General features: G+C 42.8%; 19 protein-coding genes and 1 riboswitch. Of the genes, 2 read left to right on the top strand and 17 right to left on the bottom strand.

From position 1 onward, the window contains the following. Positions 1–5: 5 nt before the first annotated feature. The 7 genes from ADH27_RS07040 to ADH27_RS07010 form a co-directional block, all read right to left on the bottom strand. A complete protein-coding gene (locus ADH27_RS07040) occupies positions 6–344 on the bottom strand; it encodes a YlbF/YmcA family competence regulator (protein ID WP_048716970.1) in 339 nt (112 codons plus the stop codon). A gap of 102 nt (positions 345–446) precedes the next feature. Then, complete coding sequence (locus tag ADH27_RS07035; protein ID WP_048716969.1) at positions 447–1553, bottom strand: prephenate dehydrogenase; 1107 nt, start codon at positions 1551–1553, stop codon at positions 447–449. Positions 1554–1565: 12 nt separating this feature from the next. Further along, the gene (gene aroC, locus ADH27_RS07030; RefSeq protein WP_048716967.1) at positions 1566–2732 is read right to left on the bottom strand and encodes a chorismate synthase; all 1167 of its coding nucleotides are present in this window, start codon (positions 2730–2732) and stop codon (positions 1566–1568) included. Positions 2733–2752: 20 nt separating this feature from the next. Beyond that, positions 2753–3817 carry a 3-dehydroquinate synthase gene (gene aroB, locus ADH27_RS07025; RefSeq protein WP_048716966.1) on the bottom strand — a complete coding sequence of 355 codons (1065 nt, stop codon included), beginning with the start codon at positions 3815–3817 and terminating at the stop codon, positions 2753–2755. 101 nt (positions 3818–3918) lie between these two features. After that, complete coding sequence (gene aroE, locus ADH27_RS07020) at positions 3919–4794, bottom strand: shikimate dehydrogenase (RefSeq protein WP_048716964.1); 876 nt, start codon at positions 4792–4794, stop codon at positions 3919–3921. Beyond that, positions 4784–5461 carry a type I 3-dehydroquinate dehydratase gene (gene aroD, locus ADH27_RS07015; protein WP_048716962.1) on the bottom strand — a complete coding sequence of 226 codons (678 nt, stop codon included), beginning with the start codon at positions 5459–5461 and terminating at the stop codon, positions 4784–4786. Before aroD ends, aroE begins: the two co-directional genes overlap by 11 nt. Further along, entirely contained in the window at positions 5458–6621 is a 1164-nt protein-coding gene (locus ADH27_RS07010) for a class I SAM-dependent rRNA methyltransferase (RefSeq protein ID WP_048716961.1), read from the bottom strand. Before ADH27_RS07010 ends, aroD begins: the two co-directional genes overlap by 4 nt. Positions 6622–6864: 243 nt before the next feature. On the opposite strand from ADH27_RS07010, the gene ADH27_RS07005 reads away from it, so the two are divergent. Next, the gene (locus ADH27_RS07005; protein ID WP_048716960.1) at positions 6865–9051 is read left to right on the top strand and encodes an LTA synthase family protein; all 2187 of its coding nucleotides are present in this window, start codon (positions 6865–6867) and stop codon (positions 9049–9051) included. 183 nt (positions 9052–9234) lie between these two features. On the opposite strand, the gene pulA is transcribed toward ADH27_RS07005, so the two are convergent. The 4 genes from pulA to ADH27_RS06985 form a co-directional block, all read right to left on the bottom strand. Next, positions 9235–11532: a type I pullulanase gene (pulA, locus tag ADH27_RS07000; RefSeq protein WP_048716957.1), complete on the bottom strand. Its 2298-nt coding sequence runs from the start codon at positions 11530–11532 to the stop codon at positions 9235–9237. A 75-nt stretch (positions 11533–11607) separates the two neighbouring features. Continuing rightward, positions 11608–12576 carry a diacylglycerol kinase family lipid kinase gene (locus tag ADH27_RS06995; protein ID WP_048716954.1) on the bottom strand — a complete coding sequence of 323 codons (969 nt, stop codon included), beginning with the start codon at positions 12574–12576 and terminating at the stop codon, positions 11608–11610. 8 nt (positions 12577–12584) lie between these two features. Next, the gene (gene ligA / locus ADH27_RS06990) at positions 12585–14543 is read right to left on the bottom strand and encodes an NAD-dependent DNA ligase LigA (protein WP_048716952.1); all 1959 of its coding nucleotides are present in this window, start codon (positions 14541–14543) and stop codon (positions 12585–12587) included. Between the two features lie 278 nt (positions 14544–14821). Then, the gene (locus ADH27_RS06985) at positions 14822–15331 is read right to left on the bottom strand and encodes a QueT transporter family protein (RefSeq protein WP_048716949.1); all 510 of its coding nucleotides are present in this window, start codon (positions 15329–15331) and stop codon (positions 14822–14824) included. Then, a riboswitch (PreQ1 riboswitch) is annotated at positions 15329–15465 on the bottom strand. (Overlaps the previous gene by 3 nt.) 28 nt (positions 15466–15493) lie before the next feature. Between ADH27_RS06985 and ADH27_RS06980 the strand changes: the two genes are divergently transcribed. Next, positions 15494–15931, top strand: a complete 438-nt coding sequence (locus tag ADH27_RS06980) for a GtrA family protein (protein ID WP_048716947.1) — start codon at positions 15494–15496, stop codon at positions 15929–15931. A 55-nt stretch (positions 15932–15986) separates the two neighbouring features. Here the strand turns inward: ADH27_RS06980 and ADH27_RS06975 are convergent, their stop codons facing one another. The 6 genes from ADH27_RS06975 to ADH27_RS06950 all read right to left on the bottom strand — a co-directional run bounded on the left by ADH27_RS06975 (position 15987) and on the right by ADH27_RS06950 (position 21029). After that, on the bottom strand, positions 15987–16694 hold the full coding sequence (locus tag ADH27_RS06975) for a B3/B4 domain-containing protein (RefSeq protein WP_048716945.1): 708 nt from the start codon (positions 16692–16694) through the stop codon (positions 15987–15989). Further along, a complete protein-coding gene (locus ADH27_RS06970) occupies positions 16691–17155 on the bottom strand; it encodes a MarR family winged helix-turn-helix transcriptional regulator (protein WP_048716941.1) in 465 nt (154 codons plus the stop codon). The genes ADH27_RS06975 and ADH27_RS06970 overlap by 4 nt, the downstream gene beginning before the upstream one ends. Positions 17156–17271: 116 nt before the next feature. Then, the gene (locus ADH27_RS06965; protein WP_006596065.1) at positions 17272–18240 is read right to left on the bottom strand and encodes a YihY/virulence factor BrkB family protein; all 969 of its coding nucleotides are present in this window, start codon (positions 18238–18240) and stop codon (positions 17272–17274) included. 88 nt (positions 18241–18328) lie between these two features. Continuing rightward, entirely contained in the window at positions 18329–19189 is an 861-nt protein-coding gene (locus ADH27_RS06960) for a methionyl aminopeptidase (protein WP_006596064.1), read from the bottom strand. Positions 19190–19207: 18 nt separating this feature from the next. Further along, entirely contained in the window at positions 19208–20485 is a 1278-nt protein-coding gene (gene spxR, locus ADH27_RS06955; RefSeq protein ID WP_006596063.1) for a CBS-HotDog domain-containing transcription factor SpxR, read from the bottom strand. Next, a complete protein-coding gene (locus ADH27_RS06950; RefSeq protein WP_048716938.1) occupies positions 20478–21029 on the bottom strand; it encodes a GNAT family N-acetyltransferase in 552 nt (183 codons plus the stop codon). The genes spxR and ADH27_RS06950 overlap by 8 nt, the downstream gene beginning before the upstream one ends. Positions 21030–21032 lie beyond the last annotated feature (3 nt).

Here is a 21032-nt window from a genome sequence, read left to right as displayed (position 1 = left end):
CTCCCTTATTTAAATAAATCTTGAACTGGATCAAAAATAATCCGTTCAATATCTCCTAGATAAACAGACAATTGCTGTTGTTTGGTGAAAAACTCATTTACAATTGGGTTTCCTTGTAATTTTCCAGCAAAGTCATGCATTTTCTTTTGTTGGTCTTCAGTTGGCATTTGTCCAGACTGGATGACTCCATGAATTTCTTGTTGGAAAGCCAGGTAGTCACCGAATAATGCTTTTGCATCGGCATCGGCATCAATGGCTTCCTTACTAGCAAGAACAGCCTTGTATTCTGGTAAGTCACGAATTCCACGTGACAACTCATTCGCTAGATCATAAATATTTGACATGTGATTTCTCCTTAACGATTTGGTTTTGTTCTATTATACAAAGATTCTGGTAGATCTTGTGGTAGAAACTGCTATTTTTGTAAAAATCCTACTTAGGACCTACTATTTGATCACCACACTATAATCCGTTTGCTCGGTGATCAGAGATTCAGCTCGTGCTTGATCAGCAGCCGTCTTAAAGGAAATCTGAAGAATCCCGTAGACATCTTCCCGGTTTTCTTCATTAATATGAATATTGACCAAGGAGGTACCACGAAGCAACTCCAGGATTCGAAGGATGACATCTTCTTCGTCTGGGACATCCACAAAAATATCGAAGGTGCTTTCCACCCCTCCTCTCTTATGGATCTGCATATGTTGCCGTTGCTCTCGACTATGGTCAAAGAAGGCCCAAATCGCATCTTCTTGCCCTTGGCGAATCATATCAGCAACTTGCTCAAGACGATCCTTAAAATCCACTATCCGATCAAGAACCGAAGCTGGATTAGATAGCAAAATGGAGGTCCACATACTTGGCTCACTCTCCGCAATCCGCGTCATATCACGAAATCCTCCTGCAGCAAAGCGACCTGCTAGGGCATGCTCTTCTGTATAAGCAGCTGCTTGTCCCATCAGGGTAGCCGCCAATACGTGAGGAAAGTGGCTGATCTGAGAAGTAACCCGATCGTGTTCGATAGGATCCACCTCGATGAAGCGGGCTCCAAGCCCTGAGAGCAGATCCTTCAATTCCAAGACCGCACTGGGATCAGTCGCAGTTGTTGGCGTAAAAATGTAGTAGGCATTTTCAAAGAGAGTAGAGTCAGCTGAGGCAGCTCCTGTCTTGTGACTCCCTGCCATGGGATGCCCGCCGACAAAACGGACTGGGAGATGTCTAAAAGCATTTTCGCCAGCTTCTACAATGGCCCCCTTGGTAGAGCCCACATCTGTCACAATGACTCCTTCTTTCAGTGGCATTCTCGCCAGTTGCTGAAAGGTTTGAATGGTTTGCTTGACAGGTAAGGAGACGATGATGACATCTGCTCGACCAGCAAACTCTTCCAAATCAGCCGTCACCCCATCAACAATTCCCTTCTTTAGAGCAATATCTCGTGAGGTCTGACTACGATTATAGCCTAGTAAAGTCACTTGCGGATGAGCTTTTTGGATCCCCATAGCTAACGAAGCTCCAATCAGTCCTAGACCGACGATATAAACAACCTTTTCTTCCATCTATTTCTCCAGTTAGAAAGCTTTGGTATAGGCCCGATGACTCTCGACAGCCTCCTTCAATTCTTCCAGATTATCAGAAGAGAACTTGTCCAAAACTTCTGTAGCTAAAATCGTTGCTACCACAGCCTCCATGACAACGCCTGCAGCTGGAAGCGCTGTTGGATCACTCCGCTCTACCGTTGCCTTATACGGTTCGTGCGTTTCAATATCGACACTCATGAGGGGTTTATAAAGAGTTGGGATTGGTTTCATTACTCCACGGACGATAATTGGCTCTCCATTGGTCATGCCGCCTTCAAATCCGCCCAGATGATTGGTTCGACGAGTATACCCATCCTGCTCAGACCAGAGAATTTCGTCCATGACTTGACTGCCTTTTCGACGACCTGCTTCAAAGCCTAGCCCGAACTCTACACCTTTAAAGGCATTGATAGAGACAACCCCTTGAGCGATCTTGGCATCCAATTTCTTATCCCATTGGACAAAAGAACCCAGACCGATAGGCACACCACCTACAATCGTTTCGACGATCCCTCCGATGGTTTCCCCTTCTTTCTTCACGCTATCGATATAGGCCTTGATTTCCTCTTCTCGCTCTCGATTAACGATGGAAACTTCTGATTGAGCGACCGCTTCCTTGATTTGGGAAACTGTTAGATTTTCCGGAACCTCTACTTCGATGCCACCGAAATTGACGATATGGCTAGCTACTTGAACCCCAATCTCTTCCAATAGACGTTTGGCTACTGCACCAACTGCCACTCTCATGGTTGTTTCCCGAGCGGATGACCGTTCCAAAGAATTTCGCAAGTCATCAAAGCGGTACTTGATTCCGCCGACCAAATCAGCGTGGCCTGGACGAGGTTTGGTAATTTTCCGGAGTCCCTTCTTCTTATCCTCCACATCACTAACAGACATGATCTCCAACCATTTTTGATGGTCTAGATTGGTGACATTCAAGGTGATAGGACCTCCCATGGTCAAGCCATGGCGAACACCAGAGGTGATCTCGACCTGATCGCTTTCAATCTTCATCCGTGCTCCACGACCGTAGCCCCCTTGACGGCGTTTTAATTCGACGTTGATATAATCAGCGGTCAAAGGGAGCCCTGCTGGCACTCCTTCGATAATAGCTGTAAGTCGTGGTCCGTGTGATTCTCCTGCTGTTAAATAACGCATGCTATCTCCTTTGTCGCTTTCTAGTGTAAGAAGTCTCTCATTTCATCCAACGGAACTGGATGGATTTGACAAGTCCCGATTTCTGGTACCAAAACGAGTTTCAATTGATTGCCCCTCGCCTTCTTGTCCAAGGTCAAGGCCTGATAAAGCTTTTCCTTATCCCAAGTATGGAATTCTACTGGTAAGCCAAATTTTTGACACATTTGGCGAATAGCCTGCGTTAAACCGGCTTGGACCAATCCCTTAGCTTCTGCCACCTTAGTGAGTTGTACCATCCCTATCGCAACGGCTTCTCCGTGCATGATCTGGCCATATCCGGCTGTTGCTTCAATCGCATGGCCAAGTGTATGACCGAAATTCAAATAAAGCCGAATGCCTTGGTCTAGCTCATCTTCGATGACCATCTTCCGCTTGACTTGACAGGAATGGGCAATCAGGGATTCTGCATGCTCATAAATAGACTCAATGGAGCCATCCATTTGATCCAGTTCTTCCCATAAGGCAGGATCTTCGATGAGACCGTACTTAATGACTTCCCCCATGCCCTCGATCAACTCGCGCTTGCCAAGAGTCCGCAACACTTCAGGGTCAATCAATACCCCATCCGGTTGGGCAAATGTTCCTACCATGTTCTTAGCATAGAGTGTATTGACTCCGGTCTTACCTCCGATAGAGGAGTCAACCTGCGCTGTCAAACTAGTCGGTACTTGGACGAAATGGATTCCCCGCATATAGGTGGATGCTACAAAGCCAGCTAGATCACCAACAACACCACCACCAAGAGCGAGGATGCCATCTGATCGTGTCATCCCATTCTTGGCTAAGAATTCATAGACTTTTTGAACGGTCGTCAGATTTTTACTAGCTTCTCCTTCTAGGAACTCATAGCTAATCACTGTAAATCCTTCACTTTCAAGGCTTTTTACCACCTGACTTGCATAAAGAGACCCTACATGGTTGTCTGTAATGACTGCTACTTTTTGAGCTTCCCATAGATGACTGAGCCAGGTTCCAACCTTTTGGATCGCTCCATTCTCAATGACAATCTCATAACCATTCTTTGGTAGATCAACATTCACCTTCATAAGGATCTCCTTTCAAATCCATGTGAAAAAAATTACAATTTCACTATTGTATAAAAATAGAAAACAGAGCATACTTGATTAAGTTTTTCTGTTTTCTTCCATCATTTTTCTAATACATAATCTGGGTATTCCAATTTCAAAGCTTGCCAGACTTCCTCTTCCGGGAAAGTTTTATCCGTCATCAGTTCGAAGGCAACAGCAGCTTGATGGAAGAGCATTCCCAAGCCATTTAAGGTTTTTGCCCCTTGTTCTTCTGCTAATTGAAGAAATGGTGTCTTGGCAGGAAAATAAGCTAAATCAGCCACTAGACATCCTTTAGGAAAGTTAAACTCTTTTGGAATAGGAAGAGAAGACCCGTCCATTCCTAGTCCTGTAGCATTGATCAATAAATCCGTCCCCTCTATCGTTGCATTCAACTGATCCCGACTGGATAAGTCATGAGGGACAATTGAAACAGCAAGAGTTTCGGATAGTGGAGCAAAGATAGCCTGATATTTATCTGAGCTTTCTGGACGAACAAATAAATGAATCTCGCCGACTCCTTGCCGAATAGCCTCTACGACAATAGCAGTCGCAGCACCACCCGCTCCTAAAAGGACAAGTTTCTTATTTTTTATCGAAAAAGTCTTGGGGAGACTCTTTAGAAAACCAAGTCCGTCTGTGTTGTAGCCTGTTAAACGACCATCATTCTGAACAATTGTATTGACCGAACCAATGAGTTTCGCGCTTCCATCTACCTGATCTAAAAATGGCAAGACCTTTTTCTTGTAAGGCATGGAAATATTAGCGCCCAACATATCTAGTACCCGTAACTGTTGAAGACTTTGTTCGACTTGTTCTTCTTCCACTTCCCAAGCAAGATAGACTGCATTGGTCGCGGTTAGTTGGTAAGCTTGATTGTGAATAAAGGGTGAGATACTATGACGAATGGGCTTAGCAATCACAGCCGCCATTCGCGTATAGCCATCAATCTTCATCTAAGATCTCCCGAATCTTGTGCATGCTGGACAAGCTAATTTGTCCTGGTGCACTTTCCACTCCTACACTAGCATAGGACCAAACAGAACCAGTTAAATCGGCAGCAATGCGAGAGATTCGGCCGATTTTCCCCATAGAAATGGTAACGAACTCTTGTTCTGGATTTAGCGTCTTAAAACCACGTGTATAGTTCATTAGATCCAGAACATCCTGCTCGGTATGAGCCATTACAGATACCTTGACCAATTTCGGTGTAAAGCTGGTTAACTCTGACATAATTTCCATCATATTTTCAGGGGTTTCCTGAAAATTATGGTAGCTTAAGCAAAGATTGGAATAATCCATCATCTGGTTAAACTCGGCCTGATGACCAAAGTACTCAAAATCGACATAATCCGGATGGTAGATGTTGTTGATATCATGGATAAGAGCTACGTACTCTTCGCCAGAAAGCTCAATTTCTCCTCCCTGCTCCCGAGTCCGTAGCGTAAATAAAATTTCACGGCCTGCAAATTTCTCAAAGATGGCAGGCGCCACTTGTAAGATATCATTTTTGTCTAAATAATCCGCACGCCATTCAATGACATCTGCATCCTGATAACGACTGGCATCAATGGCCTGTGCTTCTTCAAAATTTCTTGGCATTACAGAAACGACTAATTTCATTGATCCACCTTAATTGTAAAAACTTTCAAGTAATTACTACTTTCTTCCCTTTCATTGTATTGAAAATCAGCTGGAAGTCCTACTTCACTGATATAGTGATGCTTTTGGCCTTTGAAGCCCTTTTCAATTTCTTTCTTAAATTTATCCCGACTGACATTAGCAGCATTTGTACTAGCAATCAAAATACCTTTTGGTTTCAAGATCTCTAGGGACTGCTCGATTAGTTTGTGGTAATCCTTCGCAACTGAGAAAGTTCGCTTCTTATTGCGAGCAAAACTCGGAGGATCTAGAACGATCACATCATAAGTCAAGCCATGACGCTTAGCATACTTATAATAATCAAAAACATCCATGACGATAAAGCGGTGCTGGTCCAATGCTAGACCGTTTGCCACAAAATGGGCTTCAGAGAGTTCGCGACTCCGCTTGGCCAGATCAACAGAAGTTGTTTCTACTGCTCCTCCCATAGCCGCTGCTACCGAAAAAGCCGCTGTGTAAGAAAACATATTGAGCAAGCTTTTACCTGCAGCTAAGCCATCTACTAAGCTAGCACGTACATCGTGTTGGTCTAAGAAAATCCCTGTCATCAAGCCATCATTCAGAAAGACTTGGTAGCGAACACCATTTTCCAAAATCAAAAACTGCTCTGGAGCTTCTTGACCAAAAAGATGGGCTGACTCATATCCTGGATCCTTGAAACGGATTTTTTCATATCCTCCCAAGACCTCTGGAAAGACTTCTTGAAAAGCTGCAACAAGCAACTCTCTGATTTGATAAACAAAGGCATTGTAGATAGAAAAGACGGCATAATCTCCATAGAGATCAATGGTCAAGCCACCAAATCCGTCGCCTTCTTGATTAAAAATTCTAAAAGCTGTATCCAAATCCGACTGATAATAAGACTGGCGCTTGGACTTGGCCTTAGCAAATAGCTGACTAAAGTAAGCCTGATCCAAGGTGATTTTCTTGGTAGAAATGACCCAACCAAGTCCCTTGTTTTGCTCTGAAAGGTAGCCTGTCCCTAGAAAATGGCCCGAAGCTGTGACCAGCTCAACCACCTCATTGTCAAAGGGGAGTTGCCCAAAGTCAATCTTTTCTAAAATCTTATAACCTTTATGGATTTTCTTCTCAACTTGTCGGTTAATTGTCAGCTTTTTCATACTTTCTATTGTATCAAAATTTTCAAAATTTCACAAAGTCTCTTCCTTAAAAATACGATTAACATTGAAGATTTAAAACTCTTATTTGACATTCTCCTAGCTTTTGTTGACTAATTGATTCATCATATTAGACTTTAGCGTTTTGTCCCGAATTAAACACTTGCTTTATTTTCAAAACGTTTCAAATTATGGTATACTGTTGTAAGAAAATTTTTAGGAAATAAGGCAAGGAAGTATATTTTTGTGAAAAAAATTACCAAAACGATACTCGATGCTATGAGTACCAGACTAGGATTTGTCTTTACCCTACTGTTGCTATATTGGTTTAAAACCATGTGGGCCTATACAGTAGACTTTAATTTAGATATTCAAGGTTTCTATCAGGTTTTTCTCGCAGTCATTAACCCGATACCGTTAAGCCTCTTATTAATCGGTCTCGCTTTTTATATTAAGAGAACCAAACTCTTTTATTTGCTATCTTTTAGCATCTATGTCATTTTATTTATCTGGTTGATTTCCAACTCGATTTATTATCGTGAGTTTACAGACTTTGTAACGGTTAATACCATGCTGGCCTCTAGTAAGGTTTCCGCCGGTCTTGGAGCTGCAGCCTTAGAATTATTCCGTCCCTGGGATATTATCTATATTTTAGACTTCCCGATTCTAGCTTTCCTCTTCTTAAAGAAATTGGTCAAACTAGATCACCGTCCCTTTAACAAACGGGCAAGTTTTGCAGTGACTTCGCTCTCTGCTATGCTCTTCTCTGCCAACCTTTTCTTGGCAGAGATTGACCGTCCGGAATTGTTAACGCGTGGCTTCTCTAACTACTATGTAGTTCGTGCTCTTGGTTTGCCTGCCTTTTTGGGTTACAGTGCCAACCAGACCTACATGGCCAATAAAGAACGCTCAAAGGCTTCTGAGGTTGACTTGAAGCCTGTTGAAGAGTATGTTGCTAGTCATTATGCTCAACCAAACCCTGAAACCTTTGGTCTTGCTAAAGGTCGTAATGTTATCTATATCCACTTGGAAAGCTTCCAACAATTTTTGATTGACTATAAATTGAAAGTCGATGGCAAAGAATACGAAGTGACCCCTTTTATCAACTCGCTCTACCATTCAAACGAAACCTTTGCATTTGCCAATGTCTTTAACCAGGTAAAAGCTGGCAAAACATCGGATGCAGAGACCATGATTGAAACGGGCTTGTTCGGTTTGAACCAAGGTTCCTTTATGGTGAACTACGGTGGGACCAATACTCAGCAAGCAGCTCCTTTCATTCTTTCTAAGAATGGCTACCAATCCAGTGCTGTTTTCCACGGAAATGCCGGAAGTTTCTGGAACCGTAATACAGCCTACAAACAATGGGGCTACCATTACTTCTTTGATGCCTCTTATTTTACCAAGCAAGATGATACTAACTCCTTCCAGTATGGACTTAATGATAAGATCATGTTGAAGGATTCCATCAAGTACTTGGAACACATGCAACAACCGTTTTATACTAAGTTCATTACCGTCTCCAACCACTATCCTTATACGACAAGTCTGATTGGTGACGAAATTGGCTTCCCTCTTGCAGAGACGCAAGATGAAACCATTAATGGCTATTTCGCAACAGCCAACTACTTGGATGCTTCCATCAAGGCCTTCTTCGATTATCTCAAAGCTTCTGGTCTTTATGAGAACTCCATTATTGTTCTGTACGGGGACCACTACGGTATTTCTAATTCTCGAAATCCAGCTCTGGCTCCTTTGCTAGATAAGAACTCTGAAACTTGGTCTAGTTATGACAATGCCATGTTGCAACGCGTACCGTATATGGTGGTCATTCCTGGTATGGACAAGGGGAAAGTGATCGAGACCTATGGTGGAGAGATTGATATGCTTCCAACATTAGAACACTTGTTAGGAATTGATTCTAAGAACTTCCTTCAAGTTGGTCAAGACTTGTTATCTCCAAATCATAGCCAAATCGTAGCTTTCCGTTCTGCTAACTACTTTGTGACTCCTGAGTATACAAGTTACAGTGGCCGGACCTATTACACCAAGACTGGTGAAGAAATCACCAATCCAGACGAATCAACGAAAGAGCAATTGGATAAAATCCGTGAGGCAGCGAATCTACAACTCAAGATTAGTGATAGTATCCAAACAGGAGACCTCTTACGATTCTATACAGGAAATGATCTTGGTAAAGTCAACCCGGATGACTACTCCTACAATAACTCGATGAAAGCATTGAAGAAAATTGAAAAAGAAAAAGGGGATGCCTCAACCAGCCTCTATAGCCAAAAAGGCAATCAATCAACAGTAGATCTCTTCAAAGCGCCAAGCTATAAGGAACTCCACCCTGAACAGTTCAGTTCATCTTCTTCAAGTGAAGATTCCAGCTCAAGTAGTTCTAGCTCATCTTCATCAGAAAAAAAATGAGAGTGGGACAGAAATCGGTAATTCGTTAGAATTCGATTTCGTCGTCCCACCTCCGCACAGTTGAGTAGGGCTGTAAAAGCTGATAAAATCAGCGTAGTAGAGCCCACTCAACCACTGCGTATTGATCGACAATCCAAAAAAAATTGAGAGGCTAGAACTTTTGTTCTAGCCTCATTTTTTTATTTATTTCTTCCATTCAAAGACAGAAGCTGTTAAATTCTCTACATAGAATGGACGTTTGTTTCGGCTATTTCCAACAAGGAGCTCAAGATGATTTGCGTTCTGGAGATAGAATGGTAGTCCACTGGTGTTAAAGATAACATAATAGTGTTTATCCCAGGTCAATTCAAAGACCACAACACCACTACCCATATCGGCAGTATGGACAAAGACATGTTGATAAATCTCCTCATAAGATTCGAGTGACAAGGCAGGAAGGGTCTTCTTCAAATGGATGATTTGACGAACATATTCGATTGTATCCTTGTTGACAGATACTAAATCCCAATTGACTTGGTTGACGGCATCAGGCGCATTATAAGAATTCATAGCCCGTTCTCGATCTTCCTGTGTCACTTCACCATCTTCACCCGTTGCAACTAGTTTGGTTCGTAGGAACTCTTGTCCAACTTGCATAAAGGCCATCCCTTGGAAGAGGAGATTCATGGCTGTCGCCATTTCTACCTGCTTCTTAATTTTTTCCTGAGAATCATTTGGGTGGACATAAGAAAGTAAATCGTAGAGGTTGTAGTTGTCATGGGCTTCTACATAGTTGAGGACCTGGCTTGGAGTTAGGAAGGATCCCAACTCTGCACTTCCCAGAACGGAACGCGCAATAATGTCTTCTGTAGACTTCCGACTAACATAGCCACGTTTGATGGATCCGAAGACTTCAGCTCCCTTTATGGCATCTCGAGAGGTATCATTAAAGAAACCGACTTGGGCCATTTGATAAGCATTGTCCTTTTTGGCCTTATCTTCTGGAGCCAATCCTGTCCCCATATCCCAACCTTCTCCATAAAGGAGAATCCGTGGATCAATCGCGTCCATGGCTTCACGGATTTCATTCATGGTATCCACATCGTGAATCCCCATTAAGTCAAAGCGGAAACCGTCAATCTTATATTCTGTTACCCAATGAGTCAAGGAATCAATCATGAATTTGCGGTACATCTCATGCTCACTGGCCGTCTCATTCCCAACTCCTGTACCATTTTGGAAGGATCCATTTGGATTCATCCGGTAGTAATAATCAGGAACGGTTGTTTGGAAAGCTCCATCTTCTGTCGAATAAATATGATTATAGACCACATCCATGACGACCGAAATACCCGCTTCATGATAGGCGTGTATCATTTCTTTTAACTCGCGCATGGTGGTCTTAGGATCGTGAGGTTTAGTCGAGTAACTAGTCTCTGGAGCAGAGTAATTCTGCACATCATAGCCCCAATTGTAGAGGACATTCCCGTCTTCATCATAGGTCTTATAGCGGTCGGTCACTGGTTGCAGTTGGACCACATTGACCCCTAATTCCTTGATATAGTCAAAGGCTGTGGCATCTCCCTGGGCGTTCTTCGTCCCAGTCTGGTGAGCTCCTCGGTAGGTTCCTCGATAGGCTTCATCCACACCGGAAGTCGGAGAGATGGTCAAATCCCGGACATGCATTTCATAGACAACCGCCTGACAAGGATTATCCAGACGCCAGTCAGCCTTTTCATAAGCTTCTGACTGAAAGGCAGGGAAGATGCAATCCTGATGAGAAAGAATGGCAGATTTTTTCCCATTTTCACTGGTAGCGATCGTATAAGGATCACGCGCAATCTCTGTATGGTAATCAAAATAAACCTTATACTGATAGGCTAGTCCACTGAGGTTTCCCATGACATCCGCATACCAGACACCACAGTTATTGCGAACATGGTCGCTAGATTCTCTCTGACCACGAACCATTGGGACAACCTTCCAGACCTTGCTGTCATTGGCGACAGAATCATAGATAAGAAGGTCTACTTTATTGGCAGTAGGTGCCCAAAGTTTAAAGCGGTAATCATCATCTTGCTGGCGATATCCCAACCAACCCTGATAGCCCCATTTGGCATCAAATTCCTGGTAATGGGTCGCCATATCAAAAGCGTGTGGCTTCCGACGGCTGTATTCATGACTGGTCATTGCAGCCTGCAAAGAATAATAAACGGTGTCATCTCCTTGAATCAACCAGACTTCTCGTACTTTCCCTTCTGGTAAAAGCTCAATATGGTATTCATCCGACTGACTAAGCCAGTTTCCTTCCTTGATGATGACATGGCCAATGTGTTGAGGTGTCTCACAGTTATAAACTAAGAGCCCCTCAACTCCAAAATAATCGAGCTTGGAGAAAGACACTTCCTCTCCCCATACTCCTTCATGCCACTTCCACATATCACGGGCAAAATAATCACCTACGGGATGATGGTAGTGGATTTTTACTTGATACTGATGCATCGTATTGTATTTCCTATTTCCTAATTAACTAAGTAAGAAGAAACTGGCTTGCCCACTCTCAGCAATATTTCTCCATTATTCTTCTGATTTATATTCTGAATGGACCAAGGCATCGTCATTAATTTCATCGATGTTGGCAAAAAATTCTAAGTGATTGTGGAAGACTTCCAGTTCTACTGGCGTATCTCCACCGTATTCACCATCTAAATTGATTTTAAATTCTTCCTTGTTGTCCAAAACTTCAATCTTCAATTTAGAGGTTTTAAGGTATTCAATATTTGAATCGTTGACGTGTTTTCCACCATTAACGGCTTGCATAATGAGGGACAACATATCAAACAATTTAGCGGTTTTCACTAAAATCAAGGTGAAATTCCCATCATCAAGTTTAGCATCTGGTGCCACACTTTCAAAGCCACCGATTGAATTGGTCAGAGCCACGAAGACAAGCGAAACTGGTCCAACATAGACCCCATTGTCGTGCTCAATCCGCACCTTGCGGGTTTTATTCTTAGGGAACTTCTTCACTGCCTCCGCTACATAAGCAAAGTAGCCATAGCGCGACTTCACCTCACTCGGCACACTAAAGGTCAATTCAGACAAAGTCCCTGCAGCGGCAATATTGATAAAATATTTACTTCCGTAAGCACGGCCAATATCCATTTGAATGGTTTGATTCTTCTCAATGATCCGCGCAGCCGCTACTGGATCTCCCATCGGAATCTTCAGAGCACGTGCGTAATCATTGGTTGTACCAGTAGGTATAAAAGCCATTTTTGGACGATGTTCGAGGCTAGCAACCCCGTTGACCACCTCATTAATGGTCCCATCTCCCCCGGCAGCAACGATCAAATCAAAACCGGCTTTTGCAGCCCGCTCTGCTTCTAACTGGGCTGATAAGTGCTCAGGAGTGGTCTGATAGGCACTTGTTTCGTAGCCTACATCCTCTAACACATCCAAGACTTCTGCGATGTTCTTTTTAATGATTTCCTGACCAGAAGTCGGATTATATATCACTCGTGCTTTTTTAATCTTATTTTCCATACATGCCTCTATAAACTTTCAAGCCAGGCTTCATCCTGTATTTCAATCGATAATTCCTGCGCTTTGCTTAATTTACTTCCCGCATCGCTACCTGCAACTAATAGGTCTGTTTTCTTGGACACGGAGCCTGTGACTTTAGCCCCTAAGGCTTCTAATTTAGCCTTAGCTTCCGAACGTGTCAGACGTTCCAGTTTACCGGTTAAGACAACTGTTTTACCAGATAATGGTGCATCTGCCGCAACCTTTTGACCTAGGTAATCCAAGTTTACCCCAGCATCCTTAAGCTCTTCTAAAAGAAGTTGAGAACCTTCTAGAGCAAAGTAACGTTTAAGACTTTCGGCAACCACCATTCCTAAACTGTCTATCGCGGCAATCTTCTCAACCTCTGCTTCTGCTAAGGCTGGAATGGAATGGAATTCCTGGAGCAAGAGTTGGCTAGCCTTACTTCCTACATGACGAATTCCCAGACCAAACAATAGTTTTTCAGCAGAATTTCCCTTTGATGACTGGATCGCATCTACTAATTTTTGGGCAGATTTTTCTTTAAAGCCATCCAATTGTAAGAGATCATCCACGGTCAGGCGATAAATACCTGCTACATCTTGAACCAGTTCTTTAGCAAACAGTTTTTCAACCACTGCTGGCCCCAAGCTTGTAATGTTCATGGCATCCCGGCTAGCAAAGTGAGCGAGTCCTTCTTTTATTTGAGCCGGACAGCGGGGATTGATACAACGCAAGGCCACTTCATCTTCAAAATGAAGGAGCTCGCTCTGACAACTCGGACAGTGACTCGGAACCTCCAATCGCTCTTCCGATACGCGCTTATCCCTGACAACACGCAAGACAGCAGGGATAATGTCCCCTGCCTTATAAACAATGACCGTATCATCCTTGCGAATATCTTTCTCAGCAATGTAATCCACATTATGAAGAGTAGCTCGACTGACCGTCGTACCTGCTAACTGAACTGGCGTCAAATTAGCCGTCGGTGTCACCACTCCTGTCCGACCGACTGTCCAATCAACGGACAAGAGTTTTGCTTCCTTCTCCTCAGCTGGGAATTTGTAAGCCACTGCCCATTTGGGAGCCTTGACGGTAAAGCCAAGTTCTTCTTGAACAGCTAGATCATTTACTTTAATCACGACACCGTCGATATCATAAGGAAGCTGGTCTCGCATGGCTGCCACTTCTTGAATATAAGCCCAGACTTGCTCGATACTGGTCGCTGTCTTGTGATGAGGATTGACAACAAAACCGAGACGGTTTAATTTGGCTAATACCTTCTCTTGGGTCGCTTGATCAGTAGGACTAGCTTCCTGGTAGAGGAAGGTCGCGAGCTTGCGCTCTGCAACAATCTTTGTGTCCAACTGTCTAAGAGTACCGGCTGCCGCATTTCGAGGATTCGCAAACTCTGCCTCTCCATTTTCTTGGCGGGACAAATTTACGGCATCAAAAGACGCACGGGGCATATAACATTCTCCTCGAACGGTTAAGGTAAGAGGTTCCGGTAAGACTAGAGGAATATCGCGAACTCGCTTGAGGTTTTCTGTGATATTTTCTCCAATGCTCCCATCCCCCCGTGTAGCACCCGTTTCAAGAACACCATCGACATAAGAAAGTGAAATAGATAGGCCATCTATTTTTAACTCACATACATAGGTGACAGATGGAAATTCCTTACGAACCCGTTGGTCAAAGGCCACCAATTCTTCATAGGAGAAGGCGTCCTGTAAGCTATAAAGCGGGTAAGTATGCTGGTATTTTTCAAATCCTTTGAGAATAGTTCCTCCGACCCGATGGGTTGGACTATTGGGTTGGACCAATTCTGGATGAGCTTCCTCTAACGCAACCAGTTCCCGATAAAGCTGGTCGTACTCATAATCTGATACGGAAGGAGCATCTTTTGTATAATATTCTTCTGCATATTTGTTTAATAAGTTTACTAACTCTTTTATTCTGGTTTCCATATCTCTATTCTACCATAAAAACGCTTTACTGTGGCCTTTCTGACTACTTCACATGCGAAAAAATATCGTTTTTCAAAAGAGATCGGAATCGGTCTGGACATCAAAAAAGAGGCTGGGACAAAAGTCCTAGCCTCTCAATTGTCTTTGGATTATCGAGCATGAGTGGGTTCTACTACGCTAATTTCATCAGCTTTTACAGCCCTACTCAACTGTGCGGAGGTGGGACGACGAAATCGTATTCTAACGAATTTCCGATTTCTGTCCCACTCTCTAGTGAATTATTGAGTCAAATCAATTCGTTGGGCAATCTTTTTGATCAAAATAGCTCCGACAATCAGGGAAGCAAATTCACCCAAACCAGTTGTCAACCAATTCAAGAAGAATGGTGTTTTGTTTAGAATATGCAATTCTAGGGCAATCGTGAACATAGAGAGGGCAAAGAAAATTGAGAATAAGAAATGGTCCTTGCGAATCCATCCATTAAAGAGATCTGTCTTTTCATAGCGTTTAAAAAGATAGACTCCAAGTGTAACGAAGACCAAGGTAGATCCACCACCAACGATCACGTCGACGATTCCATAACTCAAGAAGTTAGAAATCATACACCCAATGGTAACGGACCAAATGTATTTCCGATTGTAGAAAGCCATGAAGTTGAGCATTTCAGAAACACGAAATTGGATCTCGTTGCTTCCGATGGCATTCAACGGGGGCGTAATGGTCAAGGCCACATAGAGAGCTGCAACTAAGGCAATCTGTGCCAAGTCACGAACAGTATAGTTTTTCATCGTTTTCTCCTTTAGCGGTTTTCCCGCGTCTAATATGCTTGGTGAAAGAAGCTAAGCACCAAGGGTTGATTTTTGCTAATGAAGTTCATCTGAACGAGTTGCATTCAACAAATCAACTTTATAAGTATAGCACAAATAAGGGAATTATGATAGACTAATTGTATGAAAAAACTAGTCCATCGAATCTTTGATAATGAAATCTTAGCCTACCTGATTTTTGGTGTTGCTACAACGATTGTTTCTGTTGCTACTCGGCTGATTGTTTTCCAACTGACAGACCAGGAACAACTAGCTACCTTGATTGGAAATATTTCAGGAATACTTTTTGCCTTTGCTACCAATGATACTATTGTCTTTAAACAAGAAAGAAAAGGCTGGTTGAAACGGTTAATTGTCTTCTTTTTTGCTAGAATGGGGACACTGGTGCTGGACCTCCTGATGACTACCATCTTTGTAACCCAGTATCCACAAATCATCGGTCAGTTCGTTAATATGAATCGGACGGCTATCAATACCATCGAAACCTTTGCCGCCCAATTTATGATTGTCATTTTGAACTATGTTTTCAGTAAACTATTTGTCTTCCGAAATAAGAGATGACATCTCATTATACACAGAAAAACCGTCAGAACTCTTATGGCTCTGACGGTATTTTTTATACTTCCAGACTAGCTTCTTGGGCGCTCAAATAAGAGATTTTTCCTTCCACACCAAAATAGTCCTTGACCAAGCCTTTTAATTCGTCCATCGCTTCTTTGGCCCGTTCTGTTTGCTCTTCAGTCACTGCCTCCATCACAAGAATAGCCTGTCGCGTTTCTTCTGTCAGCATGGTTCTTTGGGCTTCCCGCCAGTTTAAACAACGGCAAACAGCTCCCTCTTGATCATAATAGATAATCTCTTCCGGCAAAGCTGGAGCATCCTCCTCCGCTCCTAGCGGGAAGAATGGCTCTCCCCCCTTGGCTTTTCCTAAAGATAAGCCTCCAGCTATCTTTTCCATATCCTCACCACCACAGGGGATAGCATAGGCTAGCGAAACACTATTGTAGAGATCAACCAAAGGATTAATGGGATAAAACTCCCGTCCTTGCGACACACGTTTCAATAAGGCTTCGATTGACGAACGTGCACCTTTTTTGGTCTTAAATTTAGTAAAAGCCTGACGCCATTCCTGAACGACTGGACTAGCAGTGAACTGATCTTCATCAATATATTCTTTTGATCGTACGATTCCCTTGTCGAGCAGATCCTTAAAATAAGGATCCTTGCTCTCGTCAACATGATTGTCGATATCTTCTACTGTCATCACCACTACTTGTGCTTGGGGAAACAAGTCCCAAAATGCTTGATCTACTGTAACTTTCATTTCTTTTCCTCACTATAATTTCTTTTTCGACCTTTTTTCACTAGCTCCCAATCCGCTGCAACATTTTTACTCATTTTAGCAAGCCATTCTTCTAGTTGAAGGATTTCTGGCTTTGAAAATCCCTTTAAGGCAGTCTTCTCAGAATAAGCATGCTCAGCAAGGATAAAAGGATAAAGCGCTTGTCCCTTTTCCGTTAGAATCCATTTTTTTATCTTTTGATTGGAAGAATCAGTTAATTCTCGGATGAGACCTTTATCAGCTAATTTTTTAACAGAGCGGGCTACTGTTGAGCGATCCACTTTTAATAAATCGGATAACTCCTCTTGAATGATCCCTCGTTGCTCCCCGATCCGTACTAAATATAGGTATTGACCTCTTGCCAGATCCAAATCTCGGAACTCAATATTGGCAATCGAATCTAAGGCTCGGGCTATGATGCCAATCTCTCTTAGAACCTTCATCTGTTCCTCCTTTCTTTATGAATGATTCTATCACATTTTTATTGCAAATGCAACAAAAATAACAACCAGAAAAAAGCCGGCTGAAAACCGGCTTGCTCCTATTTTATTCTTTAACATCAGTCCTGTTTTTTTCTCAAGTTTTTAAGATGGAAACGACGCTTGAGAGAAGCTTCCTTTTGGTGAAAAGCTACCTTAGAAGACTTGTACTTGGCTACCACATCCCCATCTTTTGTTTCAAATCTCGCTTCAATCGCATATTGAATACTAGCATTTAAGATACAGCCAATAATCAACACCTTAGCTACCAGGATAAACCAGAACATAATGATTGCTAAAAGGACTGACCCGAAGAAACGAGCATCTAGGAAACTCGTGATGTAGTGGTCGACATATTTCCAGAAAATATTCAAGGTCAAATAAAGGACTGCTGTCACAAAGATGGCTCCTGGAAAGACATAGCGAAACTTAGGAATTTTGATATTGGGTAGGGTGTAATAGAGCAAGAGCAAGGTTAAAAAGAGAAGGAAGTAAACCGAAGGTCCTGAAATATTTAAGAGACGAAGGTAGATACTTTCATCAAACTTAAAAATCTCATAGACAGAACGAATAATCATCCGGCCAAACATGGTCAAAACCAGAGATAGACCAAACAGACCTTGCAGAGCAAAACTAATCAAAATACTGAAGATTCTCGACCAGATAATCCCCCTCTCCTTCTCCACTCCATAACTTTTATTGAAGGCTCTCTGCAGGTAAGCGATACACTGTGAGGAGACCCATAAAGCCGAAATGATGGAGAAACTCAGTAAACCAGTAGACGGCTTAGTAAGCACTGATGAAATCACTTGCAAGACAATGCGGTACATGGAGGCAGGTAATACTTCACGCAAGGTCAGCAAAATCTGAGTCGGACGAATCTGAAAGTAAGGGAGAATATTGGCTGCAATCAACAATAAAGGGAGAATGGAAATCAATAAATAATAGGCCACTGCTATACTTGTGATGTCCGATTCAGAGGCCATATAAAAGCGCAAGAACCCCTTTATAAACGGTCGTTGGCCTAGCCATTTTAGAAACTTTTTCATATCTTTCCTCCCCTAAACAAAGTCATAAAAAGAGAAAAGAGCGAAACCGTTATTTATCTTCAGCTCCATTCTTTCCTCTCTACTTATTTTAATAGGTTCCTTCTTCGCCTTGACTGGTCAAAATAACCGGTCCATCTTTAGTAATAACAAACTGATGTTCGTACTGACAAGAAAGTCCACCGTCAAGGGTTTTGTGGGCCCAACCTGTCTTCATATCGGTATCGATTTCCCAAGTTCCGGTATTAATCATTGGTTCAATGGTGAGTACCATCCCTTCACGTAATCGCAAGCCACGTCCTGCACGTCCGTAATGAGGCACCATTGGTTCTTCATGCATAGTTGGTCCTACACCGTGACCGACCAAATCGCGTACTACACCATAACCTTTGCTTTCAGCATATTCTTGAATCGCAGCTCCGATATCACCTAGACGATTTCCGACAACCGCTTGTTCAATCCCCCTATAGAGACATTCTTTGGTGACATCCATGAGATCTTTGACTTCTTGGGAAACATTCCCAACTGCATAGGCCCAGCAAGAATCAGCCAAACCACCAGAGTAGTTTTCTGTATACTTTTTCACCTGTGCAACATTATCAAAGTCCAACTTTGAGACATCAACAACAGACTTGTCTAAGGGTTCAGACAAGACCATATCCACCTTTAAGAGGTCACCATCTTTTAAGACATAGTGGCGAGGAAAGGCGTGAGCTACCTCATCATTGATCCCACAACATGTCGCATAGGGATAGTCCATCAGACTTCCTTCTACACCGATCTGAAGGGGCAAGACATTGGCTTCTTTACAGCGACGTCGAACATACTCTTCTACTTCCCACAGATCGAGACCTGGTTTGATCAAATCCCGAAGGCCAATATGGATACTAGCAAGAAAGTCTCCTGCTCGGTCCATGGCTTCGATTTCACGCTGTGATTTCAATGTAATCATCTATTTCCTACTTCCATTCTAATTAATTTTCAAAGTGACGGTGGCCTTCGTAACTAACTGTAAATTCAAATACAAATCAAAATCTATAATAGCCGATCGTCTAGTCTGTCGGACAATACGCGTTTCAATCCGCAAGGTATCGTCCACTTGAACAGCTTGGAGGTAATAGACCAAGAGCTGTTCGATAATTAAATTTTTTCCAGAATTCATCATGAGTTGGCGAGTGACTGTTGTTAGAACTTCAGTGAGAACACCATTCGAGAGAACACCACTCTTTTCTAACATACTTGGTTCAACCGTCAATTCAAAATGATTGGCTTGCAGAACTACTTTTTGACTGATTTGTTCACTGAAGGTTGGCAAGCCCGACAATTGCTCCTTGCTCATCCGGTCCATGACCGCACGACGAGTAATAACCCCTAACAGGGTCTGATTGCTGCGAATAACAGGAATCATCTCAAAATCTTCTGCAATCATGCGTTGACTGACATTGGCGATACTAGAAGATAGGTTTGTCGTAAAGACGCTACGGGACATGACCTTGTCCAGAGTTGTCTGGGGCGTCTTGTCTCCGGCATCTCGCATGGTCACCACTCCAACAACCATCTGGTGTTGATTGACGACAGGAAAACGACTAAACCGGCTTTTTCTTACCAAATCTAGATAGTCACGTACGGTATCTGTTTCCCGCAAAAAACCATATTCATGCATAGGCGAATAGACTTGTTCGACCGTTAGAATATCTGTTTTAATTTGCATGTTGGCGAGAGCACGGTTGATCATGGTCGCCACGGTATAGGTATCATGCTTGGTTCGTAAGATAGGAGTTTGACCACTGCGACCCAGTTCCAAAATAGAAGGATCGACGTCAAAACCACCAGTTACAAGAACAGCATTGTCGTGTTGGAGGGCCAGACGTTGGATATTGGTTCGGTCTCCCACAATGAGGAGTCCACCTTCAGAGACATAATCTAAAATATGCTCTTCTGTCATGGCCCCGATATAAAACTTGTTGAACTCTCGTTCCAGCCCTTCTTTTCCTGCCAATACTTCCGAACCGGTAATTTCTACAATCTCTCGGAAAGTCAGATGTTCTAGGACTGCCTTTTTGGACTTGACACGAACCGTCCCACTACGAGGTCTCGTTTCAACAATTCCACGATTTTCAGCTTCTTTAATGGCCCGATAGGCGGTCCCATCACTCACCTGCAAATAATTCGAGATACTTCTCACACTGACACGCTTGCCAATTGGTAGTTTCTCCAAATAATCTAAGATCGCTTGGTGTTTACTCATTGAGATCTCCTCTATCTATGCAGAACTCGTAATAATCCCGCATCTTTCGGGTATAGCGGTCACTCCCCTTGAATTGCCGTTTCAAACTATAACCGGCACGTAAAGCCACCTGTTGACTGGCTATATTTTCAACATGGGTAATGATTCGGACTTGTTTGAGATGAAATTCCTGAAAGGACAAGAAGGTAATCTCTTTGACAACCTCTGTCATGAGGCCTTGACCCCAATAGTCCTTGTGTAAGAAATAACCAAGTTCTGCTTCTTTCTTAATTTCATCCAACTTTTCAAACTTAATCGATCCAATCACACGGTCTGTTCCCTTGTCACAAATCGCCCATATTCCTAAAGGATTCTTTAGAAAATAATTGGCCAAGACATACTGGCATTCCTCTAGGGACGTTTGTGCTGGGAAAATAAAAGGCAAATTCTCTGGATTGGAGGATATGGTATAAAAGTCAGCGGCATCACTATATAGAAAGGGCCTCAAGAAGAGGCGCTCTGTTTCAAAACATGAAAATGCTGCTAGTTGCGTCCAAATGTTCATAAA

Source organism: Streptococcus sp. 343_SSPC, from assembly GCF_001072385.1.
GTDB lineage: Bacteria > Bacillota > Bacilli > Lactobacillales > Streptococcaceae > Streptococcus.
Note: the sequence above shows the minus strand (reverse complement) of the source record. Positions and strands in the feature narration are given on the sequence as shown.